Origin of the sequence: Thomasclavelia spiroformis DSM 1552 (assembly GCF_025149465.1) — a bacterium.
GTDB classification, from domain to species: domain Bacteria; phylum Bacillota_I; class Bacilli_A; order Erysipelotrichales; family Coprobacillaceae; genus Thomasclavelia; species Thomasclavelia spiroformis.
This window is the reverse complement of the sequence record NZ_CP102275.1, coordinates 616,514-631,864: the sequence shown is the minus strand read 5'-3', so window position 1 is coordinate 631,864 and position 15,351 is coordinate 616,514. Positions and strand designations below refer to the sequence as shown.

Below are 15,351 nucleotides of genomic sequence, written 5' to 3'. Positions count from 1 at the left end.
ATATTCTAATCAAAATAGCTTTAAAATAGATAATAAGCAAAAAGTACAAATCTAGTTATTAAAATCCAACATAATAAAATATTAGATTTTACAATAACTTCAATATCAAATATTCACATTTAAACAATTTAATTTCTATTTAAAAAAGTATGTTTTCCCTAAATTAAATAAGTTAAACATACCTTTATGTATTAGAAATTTAAAATTAATTTTTATGTCCATTACCTGAAGTTGAATCTTTTAAAACAACATCATGTGCTCCACCTTCAACAATGCTTGTTGAAGAAACAAGTGTAATTTTAGCTTTTTGTTGTAATTCAGGAATAGTTAACGCACCACAATTACACATTGTCGATTTAATTTTGCTTAGAGTTAAACCAACGTTATCTTTTAAACTTCCTGCATATGGCACATATGAATCAACACCTTCTTCAAATGAAAGTTTTGAATCACCACCCATGTCATAACGTTGCCAATTACGAGCACGAGCAGAACCTTCACCCCAATATTCTTTCATATATTGTCCATTAATGCTTACTTTATTCGTTGGAGATTCATCAAATCTAGAAAAATATCTTCCTAGCATGATGAAATCTGAACCCATTGCTAAAGCCAATGTCATATGATAATCATGAACGATTCCACCATCTGAACAAATAGGAACATATATTCCAGTTTCTTTGAAATATTCGTCACGAGCTTTTGCAACTTCAATTGTCGCAGTAGCTTGTCCACGTCCAATACCTTTTTGTTCACGAGTAATGCAAATTGATCCGCCACCGATTCCAACTTTAACAAAATCTGCTCCGGCTTCTGCTAAGAATCTAAACCCTTCAGCATCAACAACATTACCAGCACCAACTTTTACACTATCTCCATAATGTTCTCTAATCCAATCAATTGTCATTTTTTGCCATTCTGTAAATCCTTCAGACGAATCAATACATAAAACATCTGCTCCAGCTTCTACTAAAGCAGGAACACGCTCAGCATAATCACGTGTATTAATACCAGCACCAACTACGTAACGTTTTGAATCATCTAATAATTCATTTGGATTTGATTTTCTTGTTTCATAATCTTTTCTAAAAACAAAATACGCTAATTTTTGATCATCATCAATAATTGGTAAAGCATTTAATTTATTATCCCATATTAAATCATTTGCTTCTTTTAAAGAAATTCCAATATGTCCACAAACTAATTTATCATATGGTGTCATAAATTCAGTAACTTTAGTATTTAAATCCATTCTTGAAACACGGTAATCTCTACCTGTTACTATCCCTAATAATTTACCATTAGCGCTACCGTCTTCAGTAACTGCCATAGTTGAATGCCCTGTTTTTTCTTTTAAAGCAATAACATCTGCTAATGTATCATTAACACTCAAATTTGAATCACTTGGTACAAATCCTGCTTTATAAGTTTTAGCACGTTTTACCATTGCTGCTTGGTCTTCAATTGTTTGTGATCCATAAATAAATGAAACTCCACCTTCTCTTGCAAGTGCAACAGCCATTGTATCATTAGAAACAGCTTGCATAATAGCTGAAACTAACGGGATATTTAATGATAAGGCAGGTTCTTCACCTTTTTTAAATTTTACTAGTGGAGTTTTTAAACTAACGTTTTTTGTTTGACATTCTTTAGATGAATACCCTGGTACTAAAAGATATTCATTAAATGTGCGTGATGGTTCATCAAAAAAATATGCCATGTTATGTCTCCTTTTCTTTATCTCTAAGTTTAATATCAAAATTATAATTATGTTTAATAACTAAGTCAACCCTTATTTTAATAATTGCCCATTTATATAACTAGTAATTGATTGTAAAATCTCATCAACTTCTTCTTTTAAATATAAATAATTTACAACTATTGGATGATTTTCAAAATCATTCTTTATTTTTTGATACTCTTCAATTGTTTCAACAACATTTTCGTCTTGGTTTGCTTTTTGATTAACTATCTTTTTTTGATAAGCTTTTATTTTTGCTTCTAATTCAATTATTTTATTATCTTGATGTATTATTTTTTCATATTTTTGATACTCTTTAATTACTTCAAGATTTAATAAATAATCATTTATTTTTTTTGCATAATCCAAGCTATGATTCAATTGCTTCACCCTTTAAAGCCCAAGTTTTTGCTTCAGTAATTTTTACTTTAATTATTTTACCAATATCTTTAGGATTACCTTTAAAATTAACTAATTTTTGATGACGTGTATATCCTGTCAACATTGTATCATCTTTTTTAGAAGTTCCATCAACTAGAACTTCAACAGTTTTATTTAAAAATCTTTGATTTTGTTTATATGCTTTTTCATTTACAATTTCATTTAATCTATATAACCTCTGATCTTTTTCTTCACTTGAAACATTATCAACCATTTTAGCTGCTGGTGTTCCTTCACGAGGTGAATAGACAAATGTATAAGCTAAATCATATTCACATTCTTGATATAAAGATAATGTATCTAAATATTGTTCATGAGTTTCATTTGGAAAACCTACAATTATATCAGTTGTAATAGTACAATCAGGTATATATTTTTTAATTTTGTAAAATAATTCTAAATATTGCTCTCTAGTATAACGACGTCCCATTAATTTTAGTACCTCATTATTTCCGGATTGAACTGGTAAATGGATTGCTGGCATAATATTGTCATATTTTGCAATAATCTTAATCATATCCTCACTAAAATCCCATGGATGACTAGTTGTAAATCTAATTCTCGGTATACCTGTTTTTGCTACATCTTCAAGCAAATTAGAGAAATTATAATCATTTCCAAGATCTTTACCATAACTATTAACATTTTGCCCTAATAAAGTAATTTCCTGATATCCATCAGCAACTAAACTTTCAACTTCTTTGACAATATCTTTTGCTAAGCGAGAACGTTCTTTACCACGAGTATAAGGAACGATACAATATGTACAAAATTTATTACATCCATACATAATATTTACCCATGCTTTATGTTTACTATCACGTTTAACTGGCGCGTTTTCAATAACATCACCTTCTTTTGACCACACCTCAATTATCATCTCCTTACTATAAAAAGCTTCTTTTAATAACTCAGGAAGACGATGGATATTGTGTGTTCCAAAAATCAAATCAACATGTGGATGTTTTTCTAAAATTCTATTTACAACAACTTCTTCTTGTGCCATACACCCACACATTGCAAAAATTAAGTTTGGATTTGTTTTTTTCAAATTTTTAACATATCCAACTTTCCCAAATACTTTTTCTTCAGCATTTTCTCGAATCGCACAAGTATTTAAAATAATAATATCAGCTTCTTTAATTTCATCCGTCGCTCTATAAGACATACTTTCTAATATACCAGATAATGTTTCACTATCACGTTCATTAGCTTGACATCCATATGTTTGGATATAATACTTTTTACCTACACCAGCTTTTATCATATCCGCTGGAACATGATATACATCATCATAACGGCCAATCTCATTACGACTTCTTCTTTTTGCTTCATTTAATGAAGGTTTTTTAAAATAATTACTATAATCTTTCATTTACTCACCACTTTTCTTACATATTATATACATAATTTCAAAACTTTTCCACAAAAAAATTGATAATAAAACATTATGCTAGATTAATTTTTATATTATAAATTATAAAAATAAAAAACTAGAGATATATCTCTAGCATTTATATATTTGAACCTAACTTATATTTTAATTAAAGTTAATAATTATCGTAATTCTAAAGACAATCTAAGTGCTGTAATTTCTTTACCCTCAACCATTAAATCATGAAATGATGGGATACAAATAATCTCATTTCCAGTAGGAATTATATATCCCCGAGCAATTGCAATAGCTTTGATTGCCTGATTTAAAGCTGCAGCTCCAATAACTTGAATTTGTAATTTTGACTCACTTCTAATCATACTTGCAATAGCCCCAGCAACATTATTAGGGCTAGATGATGACGATACTTTGATTGTTTCCATATATTACCTCCTAATTTAACATATGAAAACTTATAAAAAATATACCTAATTATATGGATGATCTTGATTGATTAAGATTCTTTCAATTTTTACAGGTCGATTTTCTTCAAAAGTAATGATTACCCCAGATAATTGTCCACTACTTTTAGCAACAATAAATGGTGCTCCAAATCCTCTTAATCTAGTTACAATAGCATCTAAATCACACCCAATAGCACTCATATATGGACCTGTCATTCCTACATCACTAATAAACGCTACCTTTCCATCTATTATTTTTTCATCTGCCGTTTGAACATGGGTATGGGTACCTAATATAGCACCATTGACTTTATCTTTTACATAATGTGTAAAAGCAATTTTCTCACTTGTTGTTTCACCATGAAAATCAATAATATGGATATCCTGCTGTAAATCTAAATAATCATCAATAACATCAAATGGATTACTATTACGACTATCCATAAAAGCTGCACCCAAAACATTTGTAACTCTTACTTTTTTATCTAAAACATCAAATACTCTTGATTTCACTCCAGGTAAAACTTTAGGTTGATTAATAGGTACAATTAATTTATCGGCCTCATCAATATAATCATATAACTCTTTTTTATCAAAAGTATGATTTCCCATTGTCATTGCTTGAATTCCTTGAAATGATAATTCATCATAATGTCTCTTTAACAACCCTTTACCATGACTAGTATTTTCAACATTCGCTATAACAAAATCAATTTCTTTATCTTTAACTAAACGATGTAAATAATCATTGATCATTTCACGCCCAATTTCTCCAAATACATCTCCAATAAATAATATTTTCATATTCAGATCCTTTCATATAAAAGGATAGGCTAAGCCTATCCCATTATTTAGCTATTTCATTGGCACGAACTTCACGTATCACCGTTACTTTAATATGTCCAGGATATGTAAGTTCTTCTTCAATTTTTGTTTTAATGTCACGAGCAATTTTATGTGCCATTAAATCATCAACCTTATCAGGTTTAACTACAATACGTATTTCTCGGCCAGCTTGAATTGCAAATACACGATCTACACCATCAAAACTTTTTGCCATTTCTTCAAGTTTTTCCAACCGTTGAATATAATTTTCAATTGTTTCACTCCTACTTCCTGGTCGTGCAGCACTCAATGTATCAGCAGCAGCAACTAAAATTGAAATGACACTAGTTGCAGGTACATCACCATGATGCGATTCAATTGCATTTACAACTACAGGATGTTCTCCATGCTTTTTAGCAAACTTAGCTCCTAATTCAACGTGGCTACCTTGCATCTCATGGTCTATTGCCTTTCCTAAATCATGTAGCAATCCTGCACGTCTTGCTAATTGTTGATTCAAGCCTAATTCAGCAGCCATTATTCCTGCTAAATGCGCTACTTCCAATGAATGTTGTAAAGCATTTTGACCATAACTAGTACGATATTTTAATTTTCCTAACATCATAATAATATCTTTATCAATTTTAGAAATACCTAATTCAAATATCGCATCTTCCCCAGTTTTTCTAATTACTTCATTTAATTCATTCTTTGTTTTTTGAACAACTTCTTCAATTCTACCAGGTTGAATACGTCCATCTCGGATCAAAGTCTCTAATGACAATCTCGCTATTTCACGACGTACTGGATCAAAACATGAAATAGTTATTGCCTCAGGAGTATCATCAATAATTAAATCAACTCCAGTAGATTGTTCAATCGCTTTAATATTTCTACCTTCTCTACCTATAATTCTTCCTTTCATTTCCTCGCTAGGTAAAGCAACTACAGAAACAGTTCTTTCTACAGTTTCTTCTTGAGAATAACGGTTAATTGCATTAGCAATTATATCACGAGAAATTAAACTAGCTTTTGATCTAGCCTCCTCTTCTTGTTCTTTTATATATGCCGTCATTTCTGTTGCAATTTGTTGTTCAACTTGTCTAAACAATTCCTGTTTAGCTTCGTTCGCTGACATAGCAGCAATTTTTTCTAATTCACCTACTTTGGCATTAATTTTCTCTTTTAATTCAGCTTCTAGTTTCCCTAATTCCGCTTCTTTTTTTTCTATTTGTACTACTTTTTGTGCTAAAACATCTTCTCTACCTTGAACAGCAATATCCCTTCTATCAATAGTTTGTTCTCTTTGTAAAAGTTTATTTTCAAGTTCATTAATTTCTTGTCTTTGCTCTTTAGCTTCTTTTTCAGCTTGAAGTTTTAACTCATATGCTTCTGTTTTAGCATCTAAAATCGCTTCTTTTACAAGATTATCAGCTTTAACAGTTGCTTCATCTATAATTTTTGCAGCACTTACGTTTGCTTTAGAAATTTTTAATTTATTTATAAAATAATTAATAAAAAAACCTAAAGCTACAGCTAGAACATAGGTTAAAATAGAAACAATATCAATATCTGACATTATTTAACCCCCATTTTCTTCTATGTATTTATTTTGAATATATTTGCATTCATGTGCGAAATACACAATAGTATTGTATAATATTTTTGGCCTGTTTACAATCAAAACTGTTATTCCATAAAATTTTTAATTATAATCTGTTAATTATTTTACCATCAAATACATGATTACAATTATTCGTATCATAAAATATATTCGATTATTTCTAACAAAAAAAAGATAGCGTTATCATTTATAAATTTAAAATTAAAATCAAATAAAACAATACAATAATTTATTTAAAATACACATTTTTAATCATAACCACGCCTAAAAGACGTGGTATGTACACGCCCTAGAAGGGCATGCTGTTGCATCATGTTTTAAACACTGAAGCCTGACAGCTGCAACGCCTTTACTGGCTAGCCCTTAAAGGGCTTTTATTTTTTGCCTCCTTTTACCGGCTCACCCGTAAACGGGTCTATAAATTCTTTCATACTCATTTGATCATATAACTTATCTTCCTGCAATTGATTTTGTATATATTCCTTTATAACTTTCTCATTCTTTCCTACGGTATCTACAAAATATCCTTTCGCTCAAAAATGTCGACTCCCATATTTGTATTTCAAGTTTGCATGTCGATCAAATATCATCAGTGTTGATTTACTTTTCAAATACCCCATAAATTTTGCTGCTGAATATTTTGGTGTCATTTCCAAAAGCATATGTATATGATCCAGACATGTTTTTCCCCCCCTCTATTAATTTAACGCCTGGTTTTCTATTAATCAAAAGTGTTAATATTTGAATAATATCTCTTCTTATTCTATTATATATAATCATCCTTCTATACTTTGGCACTATTACAATATGATATTTACATCTGTATGACGTGTGTAATAAACTATTTGTGTCTTTTTGTGTCTTTCATTAGAACCTCCTTGTATTTTCATATTTAGCTACCAGTTCAAATATGATTATATCATCGGAGGTTTTTCATCACGCTAAAGCTAATTTTACCATACGCATAGCACGTGGTATTTATTTAGTAATAAAAATAGTTCTTATAAAATAAGAACTATTTTAGATTATTTGCTTCTTCTATATTCTTAACAATTGTTTGTGTAATTTCTTCCATTATATCTGGATGAGTCGTTAAATATGTTTTAGCATTTTCACGCCCTTGTCCAATTTTTTCGCCTTTATAAGCATACCAAGCACCACTTTTTTCTACAATATCATTTTCAACTGCTAAATCTAAAACTTCTCCATCACGAGAAATTCCTTTACCATAAATAATATCTACCTGCGTTGTTTTAAATGGCGGTGCTACTTTATTTTTTACAACTTTAATATTTGTTTTATTTCCGACAATTTCAGTCCCTTGTTTAATTGCCTCACCGCGGCGAATTTCAATTCTAACTGAAGAATAAAATTTCAAAGCTCTTCCACCAGTTGTAGTTTCAGGATTACCAAACATAACTCCTATTTTTTCTCTCAATTGATTAATGAAAATGATTGTACATTCCGATTTATTCAATTCTGCTGCAATTTTTCTAAGTGCTTTAGACATCAATCTTGCTTGAAGCCCCATTTGAGCATCGCCCATTTCACCATCTAATTCCACCTGAGGTACTAATGCTGCAACAGAATCTACAACAACTAAGTCAATTGCACCAGAACGAACAAGAGTCTCAGCAATTTCCAATCCCTGTTCTCCAGAATCAGGTTGTGATAAAATCAATTCATCAATATTAACTCCTAAATTTTGGGCATAAACAGGATCAATTGCATGTTCAGCATCAATAAATGCAGCGCGTCCACCTTGTTTTTGACACTCAGCAATAGCATGAAGAGTTAAAGTAGTTTTACCACTTGATTCAGGTCCATAAATTTCAATAATTCGTCCTTTAGGATATCCACCAATTCCTAACGCTAAATCAAGTGTTAATGATCCAGTAGGAATTACATCAACACTAACAGCAACACGATCTCCAAGCTTCATTACAGAGCCTTTTCCATATTTTTTTTCAATCTGCTTAATTGCATCATCCAAAGCTTGTACTTTTTTAGCATCTTCTTTATTATCTTTCACTTTTGCTTCTGCCATAATATTTTCCTCCTACTATCATATACTATTTAAATGATCAATTTACTTTAAACTTTTCAATTAATTTTCTTACCACAAAATCAATTGCCTGTTGCTGAATTTCTTGACGTGTTCCTTTTAAATTCAATTCATATACATTTACACCTTTATATAAAATTCCAATATATACAAGTCCCACCGGTTTACCTTCCATTGCATCAGGACCGGCATTTCCAGTAAAAGAAATACAAATATCACTATCTAATATTTGTTTACCATTTATACACATTAAAGAAGCAATTTCTTTACTAACTACTCCATATTTTTCAATTATATCATGTGGTATACTTAATAGCCTTTCTTTTGTTTCATTTTGGTAAGTTATCAAACTTCCTTTATAAACCTTAGAAATGCCAGGAACACTTCCTAGCATTGTCGCAAAGTTACCTACTGTAAAACTCTCTACACTAGATATACTAATATTAAATTGTATTAATAATTTTGCTAATTCATCCATCACATTGTCTCCATAAGCATCTCACGATTTTTTATAAAATAATCAATCCCACTAATTACTGATATTACAGTAGCTATCCAAGCTAAAATCGTTGCCAAATCAATTCCTAGTACTGAAAAAGGAAAATTGTTCACTAATAAAAAACATAGTGCTATCATTTGACTAACTGTTTTCAATTTTCCTAACTTACTTGCTGCAACTACTACTTGCTTACTAGCCGCTGACATTTTTATAGCATCAACAATTGTATCACGTGATATCATAATTATTGGAATAATTATATTAATTTTCCCATCACTTGCCAGTAATAAAAAAATTGTATTGACTAATAGTTTATCAGCAATTGGGTCAGCAAATTTACCAAAAGTTGTAATCAACTTTTTGCTTCTTGCAATTCTTCCATCAAAATAATCTGTAATTGAAGCAATTATAAAAATAACTAAAATAATAATATTTACTAACGAAATATCTGTATCTAAGATATGATAGACAGGAACACTAATTCCTGTCGTATCATATGGAAACATATATACTAAAATCAATAATGGTACTAATAATACTCTTATGACCGTTAATTTATTAGGTAAATTCATTATTTCACCTGCGTAATTTTAAGGGTTTGTCTTCCCCCATTATATTCACTTGGATCAATTTCTAATAACGTATCATTGATATAAAAACGATGTCCCATAAAATATCCAATTACCAATTCTAGATCTTGAAAATCAGTAGCATTAAATTCTAACTCTACTACTTCTGGTGTAGCATCTAAAGAATTGCTTTTATTAGCATCATTATAAATCCCACTTTTAAAACCACTATATTCAGTACCATTAACTCTTAATTGACACCATGAACGTCCTACAAATTCAGCTTTAAATTTAAAAGTTGTCTGTTCTGGAGCTAGTTTAAAACTATAATCCAAATTACCATTCTTAGTTATTTCAACAGTATGGGTAGGTTTTATCTCATCTTTTTTATTATTTTCCTCAGTTGTATCAGTTTCATTATTTCCATTATCAGTATTTTGATCTTGAACATCATTATTACCTTCTACAGTCGGGGTATTATTATCTTTAAAATCTTCATTGCTACTAGGAGTTCTTGTTGCAACAATAGAATACCAAACAACAAAAACAATTCCTATACAAACTAAAGCAACTAATACATACTTAAAATATCTCATCAAATATCTATCTTCATACACTTTTTTATTTGATATTGTTTTTTTCGGTTTAACATTTTTCAAATCTTTAAATGTATCACTAACTTTTCCAGAAATAGTAACATTTTTCTTATTTTCATCTACTAATTTTTTATCATTATTGCCTTGATAACTTTTATCCAATTGTATTTCTTGAGTCAATGCTTCAAACTCAGCATCAAGCTCCTTTTCTTCCATTCCTAAATATTTAGCAATTTTTCGTAAATACATTTTCAAGTACAATTCATCACCTTTGTACTTGTCAAATGCTCCGGATTCTATATCTTTCAAGACAGCTACAGAAATAAATGTTCCTTTGGCTAATTCTTCTAATGTAATCCCTCTAGCCTCACGCTCTCTTTTTACATGTTCACTAATATTTTCCATGAGCTATCCTCCTTTTTATATTTAATTAAAAACCTCTAATAAACATCTAAATTATATCATAATTATTATTATTGACAATAACCTAATCACATTTATTTTATGAAAGATTTTAAAAAATATACACATTCTTTTATTTAGATATAATAAATCAGGAAAAAAATAACTAGATGAAATATCAAATTCATCTAGTTAAAAAATTTTTATAATAGAGATTTATATAACTCTTTAATTTCTCCAACACTTGTATCTCTTGGATTACCTGGACAACACGCATCTGCTAATGCTGATTCACTTAAAAAGTCTAAATCTTCAACTTTAACAATTTCTTTTAAATCAGCCGGAATCCCAACATCTTGAGATAACTTTTTAACTGCCTCTACTGCAGCTTTACGATATTCATCTTGTGACATACCTGTAACATCAACACCCATAGCTTTTGCAATATCCTTATATTTTTCACCAGTATATTCAGCATTGTATTCCATAACTGTTGGTAAAATAATTGCATTAGCAACACCATGAGGTGTATCATATAGTGCTCCTAATGGATGAGCCATTGAATGAACCAATCCTAATCCAACATTTGAAAATCCCATGCCAGCAATATATTGACCTAATGCCATTCCTTCTCTACATTCTGGTGTATTATCTACAGCACCTCTTAATGATTTAGAAATAATTTCTATTGCTTTAAGATGGAACATATCACTTAATTGCCATGCACCTTTAGTAATATATCCTTCAATTGCATGAGTTAAAGCATCCATACCAGTTGCAGCAGTTAATCCTTTTGGCATCGATGCCATCATATCAGGATCAACAAAAGCTACTACTGGAATATCATGCACATCTACACATACCATTTTTCGATCATTTTTTGCATCAGTGATAACATAATTAATAGTAACTTCTGCAGCTGTTCCTGCTGTTGTTGGTACAGCAAAAATTGGTGTACATGGATTTTTAGTATCAGCTACCCCTTCAAGACTTCTAACATCGCTAAATTCAGGATTACGATCAATAATTCCTACAGCTTTTGCTGTATCCATTGAAGAACCTCCACCAATTGCAATGATATAATCAGCTTTAGCATCTTTTAATGCTTGTACACCATGTTGAACATTTTCAATCGTTGGATTTGCTTTAATATCCGAAAAAATTTCATAAGCCAATCCCGCTTCGTCTAATAAATTAGTGACTTTCTTTGTTACATTAAATTTAATTAAATCAGGATCTGAACATACTAATGCTTTTTTGAATCCTCTTGCTTTTGCTTCATTAGGAATTTCATCAATCGCACCTTTTCCATGATAACTTGTTTCATTTAATACAAACCTGTTTGCCATCTTTATCAATCTCCTTTGTTTCTAATTACTTATATTTTATCACCCAAAGTAAATTAAAAACAAGTTACAAATGTAAGCGTTTGTAACATTTTTCTATTTATAAAAAGATATAAATATATATCTATAGAATAGACAAAATACGTCTTATTTAATCAATTATTAAAATAAATTCAAAAAATATTTTAATATATAATAATTTTATAAAAATACTAGCTGTTTTCATATTTAACAAAGTAAATGTACATATTCCCTTTAAAATTTCTCTATTTAAAAACATACATAATTACATTAAAGTTATAGTCTCATTATTTTTTTAATATCTTCATCTTTTAGTTATAAAATATTTATAATTATTTTTATTTATATAACTAATTTTCTTAAAAACACTATAAAAAACTATAAATCCATAGGGAATTATAGTTCTTGTTCTTCTATAAATGTTACTATTTCTTCAAAAGATTTCTTTCCAAAAATAACTTTTTTACGATCAATTATTGTACAAGGAACACTCATTATATTATATTTTTCTTTATATTCTGGATAATGATTTAAATCATAAATTGATGCACAAACATTTTCATTTTCAATAGCTATTCTTTGAACTGACTGAACAACTTCAGGACACATTGTGCATGATAAAGAAACAAATATTTGAATTTCATGTTGTTTTAAATCTAAAATTTTTTGATAAATATCTTTTTCAATTGTTTGCCCTATAGTACCTATATTATATATAGCTAATACAAAAGAATTAAATTCATGTCCACCAGGTATTAAATAATAATGTAAATTTTTTGATTTTTTATTATCATCACATATATCTATATATGATTCCTTAGATTGTTTTATTATTACATGTATATGTGAAGATAGTGAAGAGAACTCTTCGACAAAGTTTTTTAATTCTAATGAAAATGAATCATTATTAAGATAAGTCACAAGATAAATATTTTTTGTTATTTTATCTAAAATAGGAAGTAACTGCGATCTAATTTCATTAGATATAAAATTATCGCTATGATTTGTTATCTTCTTTTGTACTTCCATCCTTTGAACTTCCTTTGTTAATAAATTATACTGTTTTTTTATTTGTGATATATACTTTTCTAATGAAGTTGCCGCAATTGCACCATCACTAACAGCTGTTACAACCTGTCTTAATTCTTTATCACAAATATCACCAGCTCCATAAACTCCATCTATGTTTGTTTTTTGATAACGATCAGTTATTAAATAACCCTGCTCATTTAATAATAATTGATCTTTAAATAAGTTATTTGCTGGAACATAGCCTGCAAAAACAAAAATACCAAACTTTTGTTTATCAGCTACATCATAACGCCATGTTGTTTGATTTCGATTATTTCTAAATATGGCATATTCTAATTGTAAGTTTCCTCCTGCTTCGATAATTTCTGTTTCAAAACATATTTTAATTTGTGGATGTTTTTTTACTTCATCTGCAATTGATTGCGCGCATGTAAATTCTTTTTCTCTAACAATCATTATAATTTTTGAAGCGTATTGTGTTAAAAATAATGCTTCTTCACATGCAGCAAATCCTCCACCAATGACAAATAATTCACATCCTTCAAAAAATTCACCATCACATGTTGCACAATAAGCAATTCCTCGTCCTTGAAACTCTTTTTCACCTGGAAAACCCAGTTTTCTAGGTGAAGCGCCAACTGCTAAAACTAATCCAATTGATTTAAATTCTCCTTGATTAGTTATAACCTTTTTAATTGGCCCATCAAGTTTTAGTTCTTTAACCGTAGCAATCTTAAATTCAGCGCCAAAATTTTGCGCTTGTTTTTTCATCTTTAATGTTAAACCTTCACCAGAATCTTCCATAACCCCTGGATAATTAACTATTTCAGATGTAATCGTAATCTGTCCGCCAAATTTTTCTTTTTCAATTACTAAAACGCTATATTTTGCCCTTGTTAAATATATTGCAGATGAAAGTCCTGCTGGACCTCCACCTACAATAATCACATCATAAACTTGATTCATTAAATCATTCCTACTAAATCTAAAGAAGGTTTTAATGTTTTTTCCCCAGGTTTCCATTTAGCTGGACATACTTCGTCTCCATGTTCATAAACAAATTGTGATGCTTGTACTCTTCTTAATAATTCATCAGCATTTCTTCCTACATTACCAGCGATAACTTCATATGCAACAATTTTTCCTTCAGGATTAATAATAAACGTTCCTCTTTCAGCTAAACCATCAGCTTCAATATAAACATCAAAATCTTTAGCTAACGTAGCTGTTGGATCAGCTAACATTGGATATTGAATTTTTTTAATTGTTTTAGAGGTATCATGCCATGCTTTGTGAACAAAATGGGTATCACATGATACTGAATAAATTTCACAATTAATATTTTTAAATTCAATATATTTATTTGCTAAATCTTCCAATTCAGTTGGGCAAACAAATGTAAAGTCTGCTGGATAAAAAAAGAAAACATTCCATTTTCCTAATAAATCTTGCTTAGTTATTTCTTTAAACTCATCTTTTATAAATGCTTGTGTTTTAAAATCTTGTATTTCTTTTCCAATTAACGACATATTTGGTCTCCTCTTTCTAAATTTATATTTAGTTAGTTTTAACTAACTGTTTATAATTTAACACAGCTTATTTGTTTTTGCAATTCATATGCTCTTTCATTAAAAATAAATTTAAGTATTTAGTTAAAACCAATAATAAATCATATGAAAATAATATTTTTATTAATTATAGAATAATAAAAATAGGCAAATTTCCTTTTTATATAAAATAAGGATTTTGCCTATTTTTAATTCATTTAATAAATATCTAAAATATTTTGTTTCATACGTTTTGGCAAAGCTTCTATCAATAACTTAACTATTTCATCAATATCACTTGGCATATCGTTTAAAATCCACTCAACTGTCATATCAACTGAACCATGACAATACATCTTCAACAAAAAATCGAATTCTTTATCTATTTGATGTCCTAATTTATTTTCAAAAATAGAGCGATAAAAATCATAAATACAATTAAAATCATAATTAACTAAACTATTATAATCATTAGATTTAAAAGCTTCTTTGAAAAAAGAATGTTCATTTTTAATAAATTCAAATTTTAAATATAATGCTTCATATAAAGAACAACCATTTCCCATTTTACGAAAAGATTTCAGTACCAATTTTTCAAAATACCAATTCACTAAATCATACTTATCCTTAAAATGGCGATAAAACGTTTGGCGTGTCATTCCACTTCTCATTACAATATCAGTTACTGTAATTTTATCTAATGAAGTCATTTTAATCAAATCCTTAATCGCTTGAGCAAATACATATCTTGTTTTATCATGTTTGTCCATATTCACACCTCTATGTATTATTATAAATATAATG

Annotated in this window: 14 protein-coding genes and 1 pseudogene; all 15 read right to left on the bottom strand. The window is 29.2% G+C overall.

Annotation, left to right across the window (positions count from 1 at the left end; translation table 11 throughout):
• Window positions 1-205: 205 nt before the first annotated feature.
• On the bottom strand, window positions 206-1,720 hold the full coding sequence (locus NQ543_RS02770) for an IMP dehydrogenase (RefSeq protein ID WP_004609925.1): 1,515 nt from the start codon (window positions 1,718-1,720) through the stop codon (window positions 206-208).
• A 72-nt stretch (window positions 1,721-1,792) separates the two neighbouring features.
• Window positions 1,793-2,131 (bottom strand): YlbF/YmcA family competence regulator, encoded by a 339-nt coding sequence (locus NQ543_RS02765; RefSeq protein WP_004609924.1) that lies wholly within the window; start codon window positions 2,129-2,131, stop codon window positions 1,793-1,795.
• On the bottom strand, window positions 2,112-3,557 hold the full coding sequence (gene miaB / locus NQ543_RS02760) for a tRNA (N6-isopentenyl adenosine(37)-C2)-methylthiotransferase MiaB (protein ID WP_004609923.1): 1,446 nt from the start codon (window positions 3,555-3,557) through the stop codon (window positions 2,112-2,114). Before miaB ends, NQ543_RS02765 begins: the two co-directional genes overlap by 20 nt.
• 182 nt (window positions 3,558-3,739) lie before the next feature.
• Window positions 3,740-4,000, bottom strand: coding sequence for a stage V sporulation protein S (locus tag NQ543_RS02755; protein ID WP_004609922.1), 261 nt, complete (start codon window positions 3,998-4,000; stop codon window positions 3,740-3,742).
• A gap of 45 nt (window positions 4,001-4,045) precedes the next feature.
• The gene (locus tag NQ543_RS02750; protein ID WP_004609921.1) at window positions 4,046-4,825 is read right to left on the bottom strand and encodes a TIGR00282 family metallophosphoesterase; all 780 of its coding nucleotides are present in this window, start codon (window positions 4,823-4,825) and stop codon (window positions 4,046-4,048) included.
• 43 nt (window positions 4,826-4,868) lie between these two features.
• Window positions 4,869-6,425 (bottom strand): ribonuclease Y, encoded by a 1,557-nt coding sequence (gene rny / locus NQ543_RS02745; RefSeq protein WP_004609920.1) that lies wholly within the window; start codon window positions 6,423-6,425, stop codon window positions 4,869-4,871.
• A gap of 419 nt (window positions 6,426-6,844) precedes the next feature.
• Window positions 6,845-7,277, bottom strand: a pseudogene (gene tnpA / locus NQ543_RS02740) (IS200/IS605 family transposase).
• 208 nt (window positions 7,278-7,485) lie between these two features.
• Window positions 7,486-8,517, bottom strand: coding sequence for a recombinase RecA (recA, locus tag NQ543_RS02735; protein ID WP_004609918.1), 1,032 nt, complete (start codon window positions 8,515-8,517; stop codon window positions 7,486-7,488).
• Between the two features lie 37 nt (window positions 8,518-8,554).
• The gene (locus NQ543_RS02730) at window positions 8,555-9,013 is read right to left on the bottom strand and encodes a CinA family protein (protein ID WP_004609917.1); all 459 of its coding nucleotides are present in this window, start codon (window positions 9,011-9,013) and stop codon (window positions 8,555-8,557) included.
• Window positions 9,013-9,606, bottom strand: a complete 594-nt coding sequence (pgsA, locus tag NQ543_RS02725; RefSeq protein ID WP_004609916.1) for a CDP-diacylglycerol--glycerol-3-phosphate 3-phosphatidyltransferase — start codon at window positions 9,604-9,606, stop codon at window positions 9,013-9,015. Before pgsA ends, NQ543_RS02730 begins: the two co-directional genes overlap by 1 nt.
• Window positions 9,606-10,604, bottom strand: coding sequence for a helix-turn-helix domain-containing protein (locus NQ543_RS02720; protein WP_004609915.1), 999 nt, complete (start codon window positions 10,602-10,604; stop codon window positions 9,606-9,608). The genes pgsA and NQ543_RS02720 overlap by 1 nt, the downstream gene beginning before the upstream one ends.
• Before the next feature lie 200 nt (window positions 10,605-10,804).
• Window positions 10,805-11,950 carry a lactaldehyde reductase gene (fucO, locus tag NQ543_RS02715; RefSeq protein WP_004609914.1) on the bottom strand — a complete coding sequence of 382 codons (1,146 nt, stop codon included), beginning with the start codon at window positions 11,948-11,950 and terminating at the stop codon, window positions 10,805-10,807.
• Between the two features lie 414 nt (window positions 11,951-12,364).
• Window positions 12,365-13,966: an FAD-dependent oxidoreductase gene (locus tag NQ543_RS02710; RefSeq protein ID WP_004609913.1), complete on the bottom strand. Its 1,602-nt coding sequence runs from the start codon at window positions 13,964-13,966 to the stop codon at window positions 12,365-12,367.
• Window positions 13,966-14,529 carry an alkyl hydroperoxide reductase subunit C gene (ahpC, locus tag NQ543_RS02705; RefSeq protein ID WP_004609912.1) on the bottom strand — a complete coding sequence of 188 codons (564 nt, stop codon included), beginning with the start codon at window positions 14,527-14,529 and terminating at the stop codon, window positions 13,966-13,968. Before ahpC ends, NQ543_RS02710 begins: the two co-directional genes overlap by 1 nt.
• Before the next feature lie 236 nt (window positions 14,530-14,765).
• A complete protein-coding gene (locus tag NQ543_RS02700; RefSeq protein WP_004609911.1) occupies window positions 14,766-15,317 on the bottom strand; it encodes a TetR/AcrR family transcriptional regulator C-terminal domain-containing protein in 552 nt (183 codons plus the stop codon).
• Window positions 15,318-15,351 lie beyond the last annotated feature (34 nt).

Excerpts from the sequence above, each read along its gene's own strand:
- NQ543_RS02770 (WP_004609925.1), bottom strand. The coding sequence starts at position 1,720 with ATGGCATATTTTTTTGATGAACCATCACGCACATTTAATGAATATCTT.
- miaB (WP_004609923.1), bottom strand. The coding sequence starts at position 3,557 with ATGAAAGATTATAGTAATTATTTTAAAAAACCTTCATTAAATGAAGCA.
- NQ543_RS02755 (WP_004609922.1), bottom strand. The coding sequence starts at position 4,000 with ATGGAAACAATCAAAGTATCGTCATCATCTAGCCCTAATAATGTTGCT.
- NQ543_RS02750 (WP_004609921.1), bottom strand. The coding sequence starts at position 4,825 with ATGAAAATATTATTTATTGGAGATGTATTTGGAGAAATTGGGCGTGAA.
- rny (WP_004609920.1), bottom strand. The coding sequence starts at position 6,425 with ATGTCAGATATTGATATTGTTTCTATTTTAACCTATGTTCTAGCTGTA.
- recA (WP_004609918.1), bottom strand. The coding sequence starts at position 8,517 with ATGGCAGAAGCAAAAGTGAAAGATAATAAAGAAGATGCTAAAAAAGTA.
- NQ543_RS02730 (WP_004609917.1), bottom strand. The coding sequence starts at position 9,013 with ATGGATGAATTAGCAAAATTATTAATACAATTTAATATTAGTATATCT.
- pgsA (WP_004609916.1), bottom strand. The coding sequence starts at position 9,606 with ATGAATTTACCTAATAAATTAACGGTCATAAGAGTATTATTAGTACCA.
- NQ543_RS02720 (WP_004609915.1), bottom strand. The coding sequence starts at position 10,604 with ATGGAAAATATTAGTGAACATGTAAAAAGAGAGCGTGAGGCTAGAGGG.
- fucO (WP_004609914.1), bottom strand. The coding sequence starts at position 11,950 with ATGGCAAACAGGTTTGTATTAAATGAAACAAGTTATCATGGAAAAGGT.
- NQ543_RS02710 (WP_004609913.1), bottom strand. The coding sequence starts at position 13,966 with ATGAATCAAGTTTATGATGTGATTATTGTAGGTGGAGGTCCAGCAGGA.
- ahpC (WP_004609912.1), bottom strand. The coding sequence starts at position 14,529 with ATGTCGTTAATTGGAAAAGAAATACAAGATTTTAAAACACAAGCATTT.
- NQ543_RS02700 (WP_004609911.1), bottom strand. The coding sequence starts at position 15,317 with ATGGACAAACATGATAAAACAAGATATGTATTTGCTCAAGCGATTAAG.